A 16,837-nucleotide genomic window follows, 5' to 3' on the forward strand; every position below is an offset into this window, starting at 1 on the left:
ATTAAACCTCGTCCACGGAGTGGCCTTTCAGCGCGGTACGGACAGACTGGTCCATACGACGTGCGGCGAACTCCTGGGTTTGTTTATCAACGTTTTTAATCGCTTGTTCTATGGCGTCAGCGTCATCGCCTTCCGCTACCGCGCTCAGTTGCGCGACGGCGTCGTCAATGGCCTGACGTTCAGCGGCGCTTAACAGCGCGGCATCAGCAGTGAGTGCGCTGTTCAGGCTTTCCAGCACGCGTGCGGCTTCAACTTTCTGTTCAGCCAGCATGCGCGCCTTCACATCCTGCGCAGCAAAACTCATTGAGTCCTGAATCATGGTGGCGATTTCGCCATCGGTCAGACCGTAGGACGGTTTCACCTGGATGGAGGATTCGACACCGGTCGATTTTTCCATCGCCGTGACGCTCAGCAGGCCGTCCGCATCCACCTGGAAGGTGACGCGGATATGCGCCCCGCCCGCTGGCAGTGCCGGAATGCCGCGCAGCGCGAAACGCGCCAGCGAGCGGCAGTCCTGGACCAGCTCGCGCTCGCCCTGCAGGACGTGGATCGACATCGCGGTCTGGCCGTCTTTGAAGGTGGTGAACTCCTGCGCACGCGCCACCGGAATGGTGGTGTTACGCGGGATCACCTTCTCGACCAGGCCGCCCATGGTTTCTAAACCGAGGGACAGCGGGATGACGTCCAGCAGCAGCATTTCGCTGTCCGGCTTGTTGCCGACCAGGATATCGGCCTGGATGGCGGCGCCAATGGCGACCACTTTATCCGGATCGATAGAGGTTAATGGCGTGCGGCCAAAGAACTCGCCCACGCGCTCACGCACCAGCGGCACGCGGGTCGATCCGCCGACCATCACTACGTCCAGCACCTCTTGTGCCTCGACGCCCGCATCTTTCAGCGCGCGACGGCAGGCCAGCAGAGTGCGCTTCACCAGCGGGGCGATCAGTTCGTTGAACTGCTCGCGGCTGATGTCGCCTTTCCAGCCTGCGATCTCAACGGTCACGGACGGGGCATCGCTGAGGGCGATTTTGGCGGCAATGGCGGCGTCCAGCAGCTGACGCTGCAGGCGCGCATCACTCCGATCGGCGATTCCCGCCAGCTCACAGATATGATCCGCCAGCAGGTGGTCAAAGTCGTCGCCGCCGAGAGCAGAGTCACCGCCGGTGGCCAGCACTTCAAACACCCCGCGGCTCAGGCGCAGGATAGAAATATCAAAGGTCCCGCCGCCGAGGTCGAAGACGGCAATCACCCCTTCCTGACCGGAGTCTAGGCCGTAAGCAATGGCAGCCGCGGTCGGCTCGTTGAGCAGACGCAGCACGTGCAGGCCCGCCAGACGCGCCGCGTCTTTGGTGCCCTGACGCTGGGCGTCATCGAAATAGGCCGGAACGGTGATCACTACGCCATCCAGTTCGCCTTCCAGGGTCGCGGTCGCGCGGGCGGCCAGCGCCTTAAGGATATCGGCAGAGACACGGATCGGGTTGAGTAAACCGGCAGTGGTGGCGATCATCGGCAGGCCGTTTTCACTGGCCTGCAGCTGATACGGCAGATGCGGGTAACGACTCTGGATATCTGCCAGGGAACGGCCCATCATGCGTTTTACCGAACTGATGGTGTTGGCAGGATCCTGTGCCGCATTGGCGCGGGCGTCGTAACCCACGCTGTGGCCCTGGGGCTGATAGTGGACCACAGACGGCAGCAGGTGTTGACCCTGCGCATCCGCCAGCGTCTCAGCCTGGCCGCTGCGCACGGTCGCCACCAGCGAATTGGTGGTGCCTAAGTCGATGCCTACCGCCAGACGACGCTGGTGCGGTGCGGCACTTAAGCCCGGCTCACTAATTTGTAATAAGGCCATAATTGCTTCCGAAATTAAAAATCGAGCAGCTTTTCTTCGAGTTGTTCAGCACTGCTTCGCAGTTTATCGAGAAAACGCAGCTTGCGCACAGTGTCCGCCGCCACGTCCCACGTCTCGTTATTCAATTGGTCAACCATCTGCTGATGGCGGGCATCGAACATCCCTTTTACGCGCTTAATAAAACGTTCCAGACGCGCTTCGTCTTTGGCCTGGTCGATCTCATCCAGCTCTTCACGCAGCTCCAGCTGTTCCATCAGGAAAGCGGTGTCGCGGACGGTGTGTTGCTCACTGGCGAGATCAAACCCATGTAGCGAGAGCAGATATTCTGCCCGGCTCAGCGGATTGCGCAGGGTTTGCCACGCCTGATTGATGGTCGCAGAGTGCTGCACCGCCGCCAGCTGTTCCGCCTGGGTGCCGCTGGCGAACTTATCCGGATGGTACTGACGTTGCAGATCCTGGAAACGGGCCGCCAGCGCCTGAGTATCAATTTCATACCCGGCTGGTAACCCAAAGAGGGTGAAGTAATCCATAACAATCTCAGGGTTAGCTGATTAAAACAAACCCCACACACAGTCTGGCTGCGGTGGGGTTAGCAGGTGATACGCAATTAGACGTGGAAGCTTTCGCCGCAGCCGCACTCATCTTTCACGTTCGGGTTGGTGAATTTAAACCCTTCGTTAAGGCCTTCTTTGACAAAGTCCAGCTGAGTGCCGTTCAGGAACTGCAGGCTTTTACCATCGACCACTACCTTCACGCCTTTGTCTTCGAACACGGTATCTTCCGCCGCAGGTTCGTCAACAAATTCCAGTACATACGCCATACCGGAACAGCCGGAAGTGCGTACACCCAGTCGCAGGCCAAAGCCTTTGCCACGGTTTGCCAGGAAGGAGCTTACTCGCGCGGCAGCGCTGTCGCTAAGGGTAATCGACATAACAACCTCAACTAATTATTTTGCTTCACGTTTGCTTTTGTAATCCGCGATTGCGGCTTTAATCGCATCTTCCGCCAGGATAGAGCAGTGAATTTTCACCGGCGGCAGTTCGAGTTCGTCAGCAATATCGGTATTTTTAATTGCCTGCGCTTCGTCCAGGGATTTGCCCTTCACCCACTCGGTGACCAGGGAGCTGGAAGCGATTGCGGAACCGCAACCGTAGGTCTTGAAGCGCGCGTCTTCAATGATACCTTCATTGTTGACTTTAATCTGCAACTTCATCACGTCGCCACAGGCTGGTGCACCCACCATGCCGCTGCCCACGCTGTCATCACTGTTGTCGAAGGAGCCCACGTTACGTGGATTCTCGTAATGATCGATAACTTTTTCGCTGTATGCCATGTTGAATTCTCCTTACAAACCGATTAGTGATGTGACCATTCAATGCTGTTCAGATCCACGCCTTCTTTGAACATTTCCCACAGTGGAGAAAGGTCACGCAGACGGCCAATGGAGTTGCGAACCAGCTTGATGGTGTAGTCAATCTCTTCATCGGTAGTGAAACGACCTAAAGAGAAACGGATAGAGCTGTGTGCCAGTTCGTCGGTCATGCCCAGTGCGCGCAGCACGTAGGACGGCTCGAGGCTTGCGGAAGTACACGCAGAACCGGAGGAGACGGCCAGGTCTTTCAGGGCCATGATCAGCGACTCGCCTTCAACATAGTTGAAGCTGACGTTAAGAATGTTTGGTGCGCCCTGCTCGAGATCGCCGTTCAGGTAGACCTCTTCCATATCCTTCACGCCTTCCCACAGACGGTTACGCAGCGTACGCAGGCGTGCCATCTCGGTTTCCATCTCTTCTTTGGCGATACGGTAGGCTTCACCCATCCCAACGATCTGGTGAACAGGCAGAGTACCGGAACGCATACCGCGCTCGTGACCGCCGCCGTGCATCTGGGATTCGATACGGATACGTGGCTTACGACGCACGTACAGCGCGCCAATGCCTTTCGGGCCATAGATTTTGTGGCCGGAGAAGGACATCAGGTCCACTTTCAGCTGGCTCAGGTCGATAGGCAGTTTGCCCACGCTCTGGGTCGCATCCACGTGGTAGATGATACCGCGGGCACGGCACAGTTCGCCGATGGTAGCGATATCCAGCACCACGCCGATTTCGTTGTTCACGTGCATGATGGAGACCAGGATGGTGTCATCACGCATGGCCGCTTCGAGCTCTTTCAGGTCGATGATACCGTTGCGCTGCGGTGCGAGGTAGGTCACTTCAAACCCTTCACGCTCCAGCTGACGACAGGTATCCAGTACGGCTTTGTGTTCGGTTTTGCTGGTGATGATGTGCTTGCCTTTTTTCTGATAGAAATTGGCCGCACCCTTGATCGCCAGGTTATCGGATTCGGTCGCGCCGGAGGTGAAAACAATTTCACGCGGGTCAGCGCCAACCAGCTCGGCAATCTGATTACGGGCGATATCTACCGCCTCTTCAGCATGCCAGCCAAAACGGTGTGAACGGGAAGCCGGGTTACCAAAGTTTCCGTCCAGGGTCAGACACTGCATCATTTTCTCGGCAACACGCGGGTCCACCGGCGTGGTTGCGGAGTAATCGAGATAGATCGGTAATTTCATTGCTCTTTAAACTCCGTACATCGCTTCAATGCAAGGAATCAGGCAACCGGCTGGATGTACGACCGAGTACGCGGGGCGAGTTATGCCCCGGCCTGATTCTGAAATACTTATTTTTTATTACGCGCGTAATTTGACGTCGATAGCGTCCTGCGCGCGGGTATTACGATGGGACTCGTGCGAGTGCTGACGACCAGAGACGTCCAGCACTTCCTGGTTGTTAACCAGTTCACCAATGGTGATGTTATTCAGGAAGCCGGTCAGACGGTCGCTCAGATCGCGCCACAGCGCGTGAGTCAGGCATTTATCGCCGCCCTGACAGCCGCCTTTACCCTGGCAACGGGTCGCGTCGACGGATTCGTCAACTGCGCTAATCACTTCGCCAACGGCAATACTGCCCGCGTCTTTACCTAACAGATATCCGCCGCCAGGACCGCGGACGCTGGAAACCAGGCCATTTTTACGCAGTCGGGAGAAAAGCTGTTCCAGATAAGAGAGGGAGATTCCCTGACGTTCAGAAATATCAGCCAACGGAACCGGGCCCGATTCGGAGTTGAGCGCAACGTCCAGCATCGCGGTCACGGCATAACGCCCTTTAGATGTCAGTCTCATGTCTTACTTAACCTCAAACTCGCCCCTGCCCGGGGTTTTTATTGTAAAGTGGGGGTATTGCATAGCAGGGCCAAGTCTGACATTCCCGACTAAATTGGTCAACTATTTACTTGACTGTTTTAGTCAGGTATTTAACCTTCTGTGCGCTAATGTTTTTTGCCGGGTGGCGCTTCGCTTACCCGGCCTACAGGTCCGTAGGCCCGTGCAAGCGCAGCGCCGCCGGGCAACATAGCACTACTCTTTATTCTTCTGCTCAATCGACGCCAGAATACCGCGCAGGATGTTCAGCTCCTGGCTTTCCGGACGCGCACGGGTAAAGAGACGGCGGAGGCGGTTCATCACCTGCCCCGGATGCCCGGCGCGGATAAAGCCGGTGCTGAGAAGGGTCTGCTCCAGATGACCATAGAAACGCTCCAGGTCATCCACCAGCGGATACGGGGTCTCTTCCGGCGCAGCGTAGGTCTCTTTCTCCTGGGTTGCCAGCCATGCCATACGCACTTCATAGGCAATAACCTGCACGGCCATCGCCAGGTTCAGCGAGCTGTACTCAGGGTTAGCGGCAATGGCGACGTGATAATGGCACTTCTGCAGCTCATCGTTGGTCAGCCCCACGCGCTCACGGCCAAACACCAGCGCCACCGGCGCATGCTGACCTTCGGAAACGCTTTTCAACCCACATTCACGCGGATCGAGCATCGGCCACGGCAGAGTGCGCGAACGCGCGCTGGTGCCAACCACCAGGCTGCAACCCGCTAAGGCTTCATCCAGGGTATCAACGATCTGCGCATTGCCAATGACGTCGCTGGCACCCGCCGCGAGCGCGATAGCCTGTGAGTCGGGTTTGACCAGCGGGTTAACCAGCCAGAGATTGGTTAAGCCCATGGTTTTCATCGCCCGGGCCACCGAGCCCATATTGCCGGTATGTGAGGTTTCGACCAGTACGATTCGGATATTTTGCAGCATAATTTTTTTACGTTTGAATTCAGTGTCTGAAGAATATTCGCCCATGCTACCATAAACGGAAGACATAATCCGATCCCGCTGCTATACTCTGCGCCGTTTTCGTATCCCCCGTTCTTTAACATCCAGTGAGAGTAACCGATGCAACATCCTATGTTGACCATCGCCGTGCGCGCAGCGCGCAAGGCGGGTAATGTAATTGCCAAACACTACGAAACTCCAGATTCCGTAGAAACCAGCCAGAAAGGCAGCAATGACTTTGTGACTAACGTCGATAAAGCCGCAGAAGCGATGATTATCGAAACCATTCGCAAATCTTACCCGCAACACACCATCATCACCGAAGAAAGCGGTGAGCACGTGGGCGAAGATCAGGATGTTCAATGGGTTATTGATCCACTGGATGGCACCACCAACTTCGTTAAACGTCTGCCCCACTTCTCTGTTTCTATCGCCGTACGCATCAAAGGCCGTACTGAAGTGGCGGTGGTTTACGATCCAATGCGTAACGAACTGTTCACCGCTACCCGTGGTCAGGGCGCACAGCTGAACGGCTACCGTCTGCGCGGCACCAACGCTCGCGATCTCGACGGCACCATCCTGGCGACCGGTTTCCCGTTCAAAGCCAAACAGCACGCACCTGCGTACATGAAAATCCTGGGCAAACTGTTCACCGAGTGCGCTGACTTCCGTCGCTCCGGTTCTGCTGCGCTGGATCTGGCCTACGTTGCCGCTGGCCGCGTGGACGGTTACTTTGAGATTGGCCTGAAGCCATGGGACTTTGCTGCTGGCGAACTGATTGCTCGCGAAGCAGGTGCTCTGGTGTGTGATTTCACCGGCGGCCACAACTACATGCTGTCTGGCAACATCGTTGCAGGTAACCCACGTGTGGTGAAATCCATGCTGGCGAACATGCGTGACGAACTGAGTGAAGCGCTGAAGCGTTAATTCTGTGAATATTGCCCGGTGGCGCTTCGCTTACCGGGCAATATTGCTAAAACGGCCGCATCCCCCGCCCCACCGGCACCGCACTGATCCACATCATCACCGCCGCCACCAGCAACACCACCCCACCGGCTAATGCCAGCGTTGTCCACCCGATCTGTCGCCACAGCACCGGCGCTTTATTACCGCTAAGCCTGACCGCCAGCTGACGAAAACCGTGCACCAGCAGCGCCAGTGAAGAGATAGTGAGCCCCGTTCCCGCCGCCATGGCCAGCGCCGAGGCTACGCCCCAGCTGAACACCCCGATCACCTTACTGAACAGCAGCACCATGATCGCCCCGGAACAGGGTCGCATCCCCATCGACAGAATAATCATCATCCGCGCCCGCCAGTCGTCAGCGCGTTGGATCTGCGTCGGGCTCGGCAGATGCTGATGGCCGCAGCCGCAGTTGGCGTCGTGAACGTGATGCGGGGTAAAGGCTTTAAAGGTCGGTTTACGCAGCAACGCCCGCAGTTTTTTTAGCGCCCGCCAGCAGAGCATTAACCCCAGCACGCCCACCAGGGCATAGCTTCCCTTCTCCAGCCAGAAGCTGCTCATGTGCAGATCCCGCGCCGGGAGCTGCAGCAGGGTTAACACCCCCACCACCAGGGCGATCGCCACCACTCCCTGTAATAAAGAGGAGGCCAGGGTTAAGCCGATGCTCGATTTCAGTTTTGAGGGATGGGTGGCAAGCCAGGTGGCGATCACGATTTTGCCGTGGCCCGGCCCCAGGGCATGCAGCACGCCATATAAAAAGCTGAATACCAGCAGCGACCCGCCCGCCGCCGTCGGATTGTCGGCTACCGCCTTCAGCAAGCCGCTCATCTGCTGATTGACGTCCCGCTGCCAGAGAATGCTCTGACGCATTACCAGCGGCCATGCCTGCCACAGCCAGATGGCCCCTGACACCGCCGCCAGCAAAAACAGCGCCAGCGGCCAGAGATCCGCTACGCGGCGCGCGCGAATTACTGACATTGTAAGGTCACCGTCTGGGCAAACTGTTTGCCGAGATCCATATCTTCCGGAGGCGCATCGTCTTTATCCAGCGAGCTGGCAAAACTCAGCGTCTCATCGCTGGGCTCCGGGGTATCGATGGTGAGGGCGCAGCTTTTTTGCAGCCCAGCGGGCAGCGACACATCGTCATCCTCGGCGTAGCTCATGTCCACGTAGTAGGAGGGATCGAAGGTGGAAAAGGTATATTTCTGCCCGGCCAGCGGCTGCGGCTCCGCCAGCGGCAGGATAAAGGTCAGCACCGCCTGATGATCAACGCGGGTCATACCGTACTGGGTGGGCCGGTTGAGGAATTTCACCTTTTCCCCGTTGTGCCAGAACTCGGTAAAATAGTGCTGACCGAGTACGTTGGCCATCACCTCTGCCGCCAGCTTCTTCCAGATCTCATCCCCCGGCTTTGCGTTTCCGGCATCATAAAGCAGATCGGCGGAGGTCAGCTCATCCATCACCCAGCGCATCTTCAGCCCGGTAAGCTGGTCGTCTTTCACCATGATCTCTGTTTTCAGGGTGATAAAGCTGTGAGGGTGCGCGGCGGCGGCAAAAGACAAAACCGCCAAAAAAAGCGTCGTTGCGCTGCGTTTCACTGTTTGCATCTCTTCCTCACGTCAAAAATTCTGTGATGTTCACCCGCATTCCTGAAGGAAAGCCCGGCATCCTGTGCTATGGCGTAGATCCTTTAGCTATTCTTATCAAACACACTCACTGGAACCCGACAGATGATGACGACTCTCGAAATGCCATCTGCACTTTCCAGTTCGCAGCGCCGCTGCCAGGTTCTGTTGATGCTCTATGTGCCAGGATTCCGTGCCAACCTGCAACGCATCGGTGAAATCAATGGTGTCGATGATGCCCTCTGCCGGCAGGATATCGACGAGATGCGCATGGAGATCCAGCGCTATCACCAGCTCGACATTGCGACACAGCATGATGGCTGCTACCTGCTTGAAGGTAGCCACCTGAACCAACGTTTATGCCTGCTGCACTGGTTGCGCAGGGCGTTACGCCTCTGCCCCCACTTCGTCGCGCAGCAGTTTACCCCATCTCTGAAAATCGCGCTAAAGCAGCTCGGCATCGCCCGCACTTTATATGACGATACCAATCTGCGGGCGCTGATTAATTTTTGCTCCCGCCGCCTGCAGCGTCAGTTTGAATCCCGGGACACGCAGTTTTTGCAGCTCTATCTGCAGTACTGCCTGCTTCAGCACCATCTGGGCCAGAGCCCGGAATTTTCAGTGATTCAGCGCAACTGGACCCAGTCACGTAACGAATATCTGATGGCGCAGGAGATTGTGCGCCACTGGCAGCGCCGCGTGGCGCTGGTGCCCCACGCCGATGAGCAACCTTTCCTGGCGCTGCTGTTTATGATGCTCCGCACGCCGGATCCCCTTCGCGATGCGCACCAGGAGGATGACCGGCTGCGCCGCACCATCACCCGCATGATCGCCCGCTTTCATGGGCAAACCGGCATGCAGTTCAGCGACGAGAAGGGGCTGACCGATCAGCTTTATGTGCATATTTCCCAGGCGCTGGACCGCTCGCTGTTTGGCATCGGTATCGACAACAGCCTCCCCGAGGAGATCCACCGCCTCTACCCGCGCCTGATGCGTACCACCCGGGAGGTGCTGTTCGAGCTCGAGTCGGAGTTTGGCCTGCGCTTCTCCGAGGAGGAGTCGAGCCTGGTGGCGGTGATCTTTGGCGCCTGGCTGATGCAGGAGAGCGATCTGCATGAAAAACAGGTGGTGTTATTGACCGGGGAGGATAAAGCCTGCGAGGAGCTGATTGAGCAGCAGCTGCGGGAGTTAACCCTGCTGCCGCTGAACATTCGCTATGTGACGCTACAGGCCTTTCAGAAGGAGGGCGCCCCGCGCGAGGCCGCCCTGGTGGTCACGCCCTACACCACCGCCCTGCCGCTGTTCTCACCGCCGCTCATCCACGCCGTCGAGGCGTTGAATGCGCAGCAGCAGGAACATATTCGCGCCATGCTGGAATCTTAACGCGCTGCCACCCGCGGACGCAGCAGGATCGCGGGGAGCGCCACCAGCGCCATCACCCAGAACACCCCGTGACCGAGATGCTGGTACAGGAAGCCGGCGAAGACGGTCATGATCGCAATACTGCCCCCCATCGCCACCGCCGAGTAGACCGCCTGCAGGCGGATCACATCGCTGCCTTCGCGGGCCGAGATATAACGCATCGCCGCCAGATGGCACACCGTAAAGGTGCCGCAGTGCAGGATCTGCGCGACAATCAGCCACGGCAGCTCGGTAGTCCAGCCCATGATCCCCCAGCGAACAACGCCGCAGACGGCAGAGAGCAGGAGCAGCTCCCGGGCGCCAAAGCGGCGGAACAGCCGGTTGCTGAGGGCAAAAATGATCACTTCCGCCACCACGCCCAGCGACCAGAGGTAGCCGACGGCCGAGGCCGAATACCCGGCTCCCTGCCAGTAAATCGCGCTGAAGCCATAGTAAGCGGCATGCGCCCCCTGCAGCAGGCAGACGCAGGCGAGGAAGCGCCAGCTCTGGGCCACCAGCGAGCGCCATGCCGGCCAGCCGGCGCTCTCCTGCTGACGGCTTTCGCCCTGCGGCATTACCGACGGGCGCAGCAGCATCCCAAGCAGCATCGAGGCAATCCCGACGCTCAGCAGGGCCAGAATGGCCTGATAGTCATACAGGCTGACCAGCTTGCCCACCAGCGCCGAGCCAATCACAAAGGCGATAGAGCCCCACAGCCGCACCCGGCCATAGTCCATGGTGATCTGCTTCTGCCAGGTATTGGCCAGCGCATCGGTCAGCGGTACCAGCGGCGAGAAGAAGAGGTTAAAGCCCACCATCACTACCACCAGCCAGGCAAACTGCTGGCTAACCCAGAAGCCGGCCATAAATACCAGGGTAAGCAGCGCCAGTACGCGCACGGCTTTGATTAACAGGGAGGGATCGCTGACGCGCGGGGCAATAAGCAGGCTGCCGAGAAAACGCGCCACCAGGCCTGAGCCAAGCAGAACGCCAATCATCTCCGGCGTGAGACCAATCCCTTTGAGCCAGACGCTCCAGAAAGGCAGAAAAATACCGTAGCTAAAAAAGTAGGTGAAGTAGCTGAGCGCCAGCCAGCGCGTGGAATGCAAAACCATGAATCCCTCCCGTTTTGGAGGCGATAGTCTGGCGGTAAAAACAGGCTGGCGCAAGCGGGTATTAACAGCTGATTAACAGGCTCAGGCGGCGCTTTCGACGGCAATCTCCATCGCAAAACGGGTGCTGTCGCCCGGGCCTAAGACCACCAGCCCAGGCTGCCCGGCCATATGGTGAGCGTTGACCGGATGGCTCTGCGGTTCGAGGCACAGGAATGATTTACCCGACATTCTGAACAGCATCAGCCACGGAGTTTGCGCGGTAATTGTGATATTCATCACATCACGCAGGATCGTTGCCACGCCGTTCCAGCCGGAGTAGCCGACATTCAGCCATCCCTCCCTCCCCTGCCGGGCGGTACTGAAATCGATCTCCGGCGGGATATCTCCCTGCCACGCCAGCGGTAAATGGTGCTCCCCTTCCGGCCAGTAGCCGCTGGCGGAAAACTGCAGGCGGCTGTGTTCGTCAACGTAAAACCATGGATGAAAGCCCAGACCGTACAGCATCGGCTGCGGGCCGAGATGGGTGAGCATCAGCTCCGCCCGCAGAACATGCTCGCGCAACTGATAGCGCAGCACCGCCTGATAATCGAAGCCGCAGTCATGCTGGCGGCGCAGCCTCAGAACACACTCTGTATCGGTGAGCGAGGCCACCTGCCAGGGAGACTGCCAGCCATCGCCGTGCAAAAAGAAGCGCTCGTCCACCGGGCTTTGCGGCAGGGTAATATCCCGCCCCTGAAAGGCAAAGCGATTACCCGCCACCCGGTTGGCCAGCGGCACCATCGGAAACAGCGCGCTCTCCCCCTCATCCCACAGCACGGGCTGCCCGTGGGTGAGGGAGAAGAGTTCCTGCAATCCGCCGCCCTGCGGATTGACGCGCATCCGCAGATGCGCGTTTTCTATCAACAGCAGATCCATCAGTGTACGCGCCCGGCATCCGCCGTTGCGGCCACTTTGCTGTGCTGTTTTTCCAGCTGCTCCTCCAGCGCCTCCAGGGTCACGCCTTTGGTTTCCGGGACTTTACGCAGAATGTAGAGATACCCGGCGGCGCAGATCGCTCCGTAGAGCAGGAAACTGCCCGCCGCCCCCAGCCCGGCATTGAGCAGCGGGAAGGTGTAGGTCAGCAGGAAGCAGGCGATCCACAGCGCCAGGGTCCCCATCGACATCGCCAGGCCGCGGACGCGGTTGGGGAAGATCTCCGACAGCAGCACCCAGGTCACCGGAGCCAGCGTCAGGGCGTAGATGGCAATCGCCGCCAGCACCAGCAGCAGAACCGGCCAGCCCATGATGTTCATCGCGTAGGCGCTGGCAATCAGCACGTAGATAATGGTTAAGCCCGAGGCGCCCAACAGCATCAGCTTGCGACGGCCAATTTTGTCCACCAGCGGCAGCGCGGCGAGGGTAAAGACCAGGTTGATGATGCCGGTCGCCACAATCGACTTGAGGGTGTCGTTGATATCAAACCCGGCCGAGGCGAAGATCTCCTGAGCATAGTTGAAGATGACGTTGATCCCGCACCACTGCTGGAACATCGCCAGCACCATGCCGATAATGACGATCGGTTTGACCTGGGGTTGCAGCAGCGTGGAGTACGCCACTTTCTGGGTGTCTTTTTCCAGGGTGTGAGCAATCTCTTTTAAGGTCTGGCTGGCGTACTCCGGGGTGCCAATACGCTCCAGCATGGCGCGGGCACGTTCCGGCTTGCCGGCCTTCATCAGCCAGCGCGGGGATTCCGGAACAAAGAACATCAGAACCAGGAACGCCAGGGCCGGCACCAGCTCGGCACCGAACATCCAGCGCCAGCCGGTTTGTCCGTTCCAGCTCTGGACGATAGCCTCCTGGGTGGCGCCAGGTGCCACCGGCTCGGCAATCATCAGGTTAATCAGCTGCGCCGCCAGTACCCCCACCACGATGGTGAGCTGGTTAATGGCCACGAAGCGACCGCGCTTATCCGCCGGGCTGACCTCGGCGATGTAGAGCGGGCTGAGGGCGGAGGCGAGGCCAATCCCCACCCCGCCGACGATGCGATAGACCACGAACATATCAAAGCTGCTCGCCACCGCCGTGCCCCACGCCGAGGCGCTGAACAGCACCGCCGAGAGGATCAGCGGCCACTTACGGCCAAATTTATCGGCGCACCATCCAGAGATTAAAGCCCCGAAAATACAGCCCACCAGGGCGGAACTCATCGCCCAGCCGGATTGCGCCGGGTCGGTAATCGAGAACCAGGCTTCATAGAAGGGTTTGGCCCCGCCAATTACCACCCAGTCGTAGCCAAACAGCAATCCACCGCAGGCGGCGACCAGACAGATAGTCCAGACGTAGCCCATTTTCAGTTGTGTCTGCGCACTGTTATTCATGTTGATTCCTCTTTAAGGGAAACGCAGGGTACAGAGGGTTAACAGGTGGGTTTCCCCACCTGCAGAGTCAGTTAATGGAAAATACCGGCTGCCTGCGCATGCTGAATCAGATGCGCTTTGTCATGGGCCGGGTTAAGTGCCAGCAAGGCCGCCAGCTGGCGTTTGCAGGCTGCGCTGTCACCCAGTCCGGCATGACCCAGCGCCTCAATGAACAGGCAGTGCTGCTGATGTTGCTGCCCGGCTGGCGTATCCAGCACCACCAGATCCGGCAGCGAGACTGCGAAGAAATCGGCCTCCGGCACGTCGTCGCGATGCGCCTGCACCCAGGCCAGGAACCCCTGGAAGTGACGCTCCGCCGCCGCGCTGTCCCCCAGTTGCCGCAGGGCCATCCCCTGCCAGAACAGGTAATCTGCCGGCTGATCGTTGTAGTAGCGCCCCGCCTCAAGGGTTGAGCCCCCCTGTGCCGCCCGGGTAAAGCAGCGCTGCGCCTCGGCCTGCTCATCGCCGCGGGCGTGGCAGTAGCCCAACAGATACCAGATATCGTTATCGGTTTGCCCCGGCAGACGCCCCTCCCCGAGGTTGTGCGGATAACGCAGGGCCGCTTGCAGCAGGTCAATCGCCTCGCGGAACTCGCCGCGAGCAATGTGCTGCAAGGCGCGGTGCTGCTGGTTGAGCAGATACTGCCCGGTCACCTTACCTTCCCCGCCCTCCCACGGATGGAACTGACGTGCCTGAAGCACCTGCGCCGCAGCGTCGTAGCGCCCGGAACTGTTCCACAGACTTAACAGTTCTGCGGTCAGGTCATCGCGTTTGAGGACCACATTTTCCCGCCCGGTAAGCATGGCGAGGCGGTTCGCCACCGGCTGGCCGGTGAGCTTATTGAGATAATCCAGCTCAAACAGGAAACGCGGGTTGTCAGATTCCAGCTCCACGGCGCGTTGCAGATGCTGCTCCGCCAGCGCCAGGTTGTGCTCTTTATTCCAGGCGTAGATCCCCAGCAGGCGGTGCGCCGGAGCAAACTGCGGCTCCTGCGCCAGGGTGGTTTGCCAGCAGGCGACCGCATCGTCATATCGACGTTTGCTGTACCAGAAGCAGCCCAGCAGATAGCGGGCGAACGGATCATCCTGCAGGCGCTGCAGCATCTGCACTTCATCCAGTGCGTTCGGGAAACGCACCCGGTTGGGCTCACAGCGGCGCGCGGCGGCAATGTAATGGGCACGCGTGGCAGGCTCATCGCTTAACGCGGCCCGCCACAGCTGAGGCAAGGTCTCCTGGCTGTCGAGCAGATCCAGCATCTCGCGGGCGGCGTCGCGCATGCCCATCGAGGTTAACCAGCCCGCCAGCACGCAGGCGTTGGCCCCACGACGACCCGTCACCTGCAACAGCTTGTCACGTGAAACCTCGTCCCGGGCGATCGCCCAACGGGCATAGTGCAGGGTGTAGCTCAGAGGATGGGTTTGCAGACAGCCGTCAATGTAGTCCTGCGCTGCACATTCGCCCTCAACCTGAGCCAGGGCCAGCGCTTTGAGCCCCATCGCCAGATTGTTGCTGGCATTGATCCCGAGGCTGATGTCGACTTTTTCCAGCGCGTCAGCGTAATTCCCGCACTTCATCGCCAGCCGCGCCAGCGACCAGAACGCGGCATCACGGCAGTTTCCGCTCCAGGAGGCTTTGTAGTAGTGATCCCAGGCGGCATCGTCGTCCCCCTGCCGCTCCAGCGCCGTCGCCAGCAGCTGGCTGGCTTCACCATCCCGCGGATTTTTATTTAACTTATGCGCACGCACCAGGGCGGCTTCGGCACAGCGTTGCGCCAGCCCCCAGTCGGCGCGGTTCAGCGCCAGGGTGCCCAGCGCGACGTTGTTGCGATAGTCGTGGGCATCCAGCTCCAGCGCACGGCGGTAGTAATCTTCCGCATAGCGGCTGGCGTGGTTGTACTGCTCCAGATGCTGACCAATAAAATAGAGTTCATCGCTGTTGCTGATGTTTTCCGGCATGGCGGGTGCGGTGGCCGGGTCCGGCAGCGGGGTTTCCTCGGCGATATGTTCCTGGTAATGCAGCAGCGTGCGGCCCGAGGCCTCTTTTATGGTCAGGGTTAAGCGCTGCGGCCATTCGTCCGCCAGCGCCTGCTGCCAGCTTTCACCCGGCATCAGGGTCAGCTGCGTTTCCCACACCGGCTTGCCCTCTGCGGTCAGTTCGAGGCGCACGCCCTGAAGCGGGGCGATGGCGTACAGGCCGAGGTGAAGCTGCTGCTCGCACCGCTCCAGCTTAAGCGCCAGCTGGGTGTTGGCGTTCTGCACCTGCCCCAGCTCGCTGTAGGGCAGGAAATTCTGCACGAAGATCTTCTCTTCATACGGCGCAAGCCAGGTGAAATCAGGCTGGTTATCGGTGAAGACGCCGGTCATCAGCTCAATATAGGGGCCGTTTTCATCGGTCAGATTGCGATCCCAGGCGCGACCAAAATCGTCATGGCCCCAGGACCACTGCTTTTTACCCGGAGAAACGTGGTGATCGGCCACGTGCAGCAGGCCGCCGCGCTCACCATGATGGTAGGCGCCGACAAAATCGTAGGCCGATTTTTCTGCCATGTAGGAGGTCGGGACCGGCACGTTTTTGTAGCGCGAGATGTCCACGCCCGCCGAGTAGTCGACTTTATAGTAGGTGCCGGTGGCGATCGGGAAAGCCGAGACTGCACGCTTGCCGTGGTCAAACACCGCCGTGACGTCCGGCGGGAAGACGCTCTGATGATCGTCCCCGCCCTTCACCGCCGGGTTGGCCCACCACAGGAAGTGGCGCGGCGTGGCGTTGCCGTTGAAGACTTTGCCGGTGATCTCAATCAACGCCCGATCCGGGTAGAGCGTAAAGCCAGTCATCACCTGCAGGCCGCGCATTGGCTCGGCCTCACCCAGCCAGACGGTCTGCGCCCCGCCATCCTGCTGCTGGATGGTCACGTCAACCGGCATAAAGGTGGTCGGGCGATGGTGCTGCGGCCAGTTAAACTCGATCCCGCCGGAGATCCATGGCCCCAGCAGGCCCACCAGCGCCGGTTTCACCACCTCGTTGTAGTAGACGAAATCACGCTCCTGAACTTTGTCATATGCGCGATGAATACGTCCGCCCAGCTCCGGCAGCAGCATGATGCGAATGAAGTCGTTTTCCATCCACACCGCCTGGTAATCACGCATCTCGCGGGTCCCGGTCAGGGTATCGGTCACGCCGTAGGGATAGACCGCGCCGGAGGAACCCTGGTACACGCGTTTTTCCAGGAACATCGGGTTAGTATCTTCTGCGCCGGTGGTCCATGTCGGTAAGGCGATGGTTTCCCGCCAGACGTTAACTGCTCCAGACATAATCACACTCCAGTAAAC

General features: G+C 59.2%; 15 protein-coding genes. 2 read left to right on the forward strand and 13 right to left on the reverse strand.

Annotated features, from left to right (window positions below):
* Position 1: 1 nt before the first annotated feature.
* From hscA to trmJ, 7 genes are all read right to left on the reverse strand, one after another.
* On the reverse strand, positions 2–1,852 hold the full coding sequence (gene hscA, locus SOM40_RS17120; RefSeq protein ID WP_312998897.1) for a Fe-S protein assembly chaperone HscA: 1,851 nt from the start codon (positions 1,850–1,852) through the stop codon (positions 2–4).
* A 14-nt stretch (positions 1,853–1,866) separates the two neighbouring features.
* On the reverse strand, positions 1,867–2,382 hold the full coding sequence (hscB, locus tag SOM40_RS17125) for a co-chaperone HscB (RefSeq protein WP_106994592.1): 516 nt from the start codon (positions 2,380–2,382) through the stop codon (positions 1,867–1,869).
* 77 nt (positions 2,383–2,459) lie between these two features.
* Complete coding sequence (iscA, locus tag SOM40_RS17130; RefSeq protein ID WP_039029731.1) at positions 2,460–2,783, reverse strand: iron-sulfur cluster assembly protein IscA; 324 nt, start codon at positions 2,781–2,783, stop codon at positions 2,460–2,462.
* A 15-nt stretch (positions 2,784–2,798) separates the two neighbouring features.
* Positions 2,799–3,185, reverse strand: a complete 387-nt coding sequence (gene iscU / locus SOM40_RS17135) for a Fe-S cluster assembly scaffold IscU (protein WP_004866383.1) — start codon at positions 3,183–3,185, stop codon at positions 2,799–2,801.
* 23 nt (positions 3,186–3,208) lie between these two features.
* Complete coding sequence (locus tag SOM40_RS17140) at positions 3,209–4,423, reverse strand: IscS subfamily cysteine desulfurase (protein WP_320530400.1); 1,215 nt, start codon at positions 4,421–4,423, stop codon at positions 3,209–3,211.
* A gap of 117 nt (positions 4,424–4,540) precedes the next feature.
* Positions 4,541–5,032 carry a Fe-S cluster assembly transcriptional regulator IscR gene (iscR, locus tag SOM40_RS17145; protein ID WP_032613130.1) on the reverse strand — a complete coding sequence of 164 codons (492 nt, stop codon included), beginning with the start codon at positions 5,030–5,032 and terminating at the stop codon, positions 4,541–4,543.
* 234 nt (positions 5,033–5,266) lie between these two features.
* Positions 5,267–5,995 carry a tRNA (cytosine(32)/uridine(32)-2'-O)-methyltransferase TrmJ gene (gene trmJ / locus SOM40_RS17150; RefSeq protein ID WP_106994590.1) on the reverse strand — a complete coding sequence of 243 codons (729 nt, stop codon included), beginning with the start codon at positions 5,993–5,995 and terminating at the stop codon, positions 5,267–5,269.
* Positions 5,996–6,133: 138 nt separating this feature from the next.
* Between trmJ and suhB the strand changes: the two genes are divergently transcribed.
* Positions 6,134–6,940 (forward strand): inositol-1-monophosphatase, encoded by an 807-nt coding sequence (gene suhB / locus SOM40_RS17155; RefSeq protein ID WP_207630082.1) that lies wholly within the window; start codon positions 6,134–6,136, stop codon positions 6,938–6,940.
* A 46-nt stretch (positions 6,941–6,986) separates the two neighbouring features.
* Here suhB and SOM40_RS17160 read toward each other — a convergent pair whose 3' ends face one another.
* Both SOM40_RS17160 and SOM40_RS17165 read right to left on the reverse strand, forming a co-directional pair.
* Positions 6,987–7,952, reverse strand: a complete 966-nt coding sequence (locus SOM40_RS17160; protein WP_320530401.1) for a nickel/cobalt transporter — start codon at positions 7,950–7,952, stop codon at positions 6,987–6,989.
* Positions 7,943–8,581 (reverse strand): DUF1007 family protein, encoded by a 639-nt coding sequence (locus SOM40_RS17165; RefSeq protein WP_320530402.1) that lies wholly within the window; start codon positions 8,579–8,581, stop codon positions 7,943–7,945. The genes SOM40_RS17160 and SOM40_RS17165 overlap by 10 nt, the downstream gene beginning before the upstream one ends.
* 123 nt (positions 8,582–8,704) lie before the next feature.
* Here SOM40_RS17165 and csiE point away from each other — a divergent pair, with 123 nt between their 5' ends.
* Positions 8,705–9,982, forward strand: coding sequence for a stationary phase inducible protein CsiE (csiE, locus tag SOM40_RS17170; protein ID WP_166183369.1), 1,278 nt, complete (start codon positions 8,705–8,707; stop codon positions 9,980–9,982).
* Here the strand turns inward: csiE and SOM40_RS17175 are convergent.
* The 4 genes from SOM40_RS17175 to SOM40_RS17190 all read right to left on the reverse strand — a co-directional run bounded on the left by SOM40_RS17175 (position 9,979) and on the right by SOM40_RS17190 (position 16,819).
* Positions 9,979–11,115 carry a 3-phenylpropionate MFS transporter gene (locus SOM40_RS17175; protein ID WP_106994585.1) on the reverse strand — a complete coding sequence of 379 codons (1,137 nt, stop codon included), beginning with the start codon at positions 11,113–11,115 and terminating at the stop codon, positions 9,979–9,981. The two genes, csiE and SOM40_RS17175, sit on opposite strands and share 4 nt — an antisense overlap.
* Before the next feature lie 81 nt (positions 11,116–11,196).
* Positions 11,197–12,033: an aldose 1-epimerase gene (locus tag SOM40_RS17180; protein WP_320530422.1), complete on the reverse strand. Its 837-nt coding sequence runs from the start codon at positions 12,031–12,033 to the stop codon at positions 11,197–11,199.
* The gene (locus tag SOM40_RS17185; protein ID WP_320530403.1) at positions 12,030–13,472 is read right to left on the reverse strand and encodes a sugar porter family MFS transporter; all 1,443 of its coding nucleotides are present in this window, start codon (positions 13,470–13,472) and stop codon (positions 12,030–12,032) included. Before SOM40_RS17185 ends, SOM40_RS17180 begins: the two co-directional genes overlap by 4 nt.
* Positions 13,473–13,543: 71 nt before the next feature.
* Positions 13,544–16,819: a DUF5107 domain-containing protein gene (locus tag SOM40_RS17190; RefSeq protein ID WP_320530404.1), complete on the reverse strand. Its 3,276-nt coding sequence runs from the start codon at positions 16,817–16,819 to the stop codon at positions 13,544–13,546.
* Positions 16,820–16,837: the final 18 nt, after the last annotated feature.

The sequence above is a fragment of the Leclercia sp. CFBP8987 genome, from assembly GCF_034044995.2.
Lineage (GTDB): Bacteria > Pseudomonadota > Gammaproteobacteria > Enterobacterales > Enterobacteriaceae > Enterobacter > Enterobacter tamurae.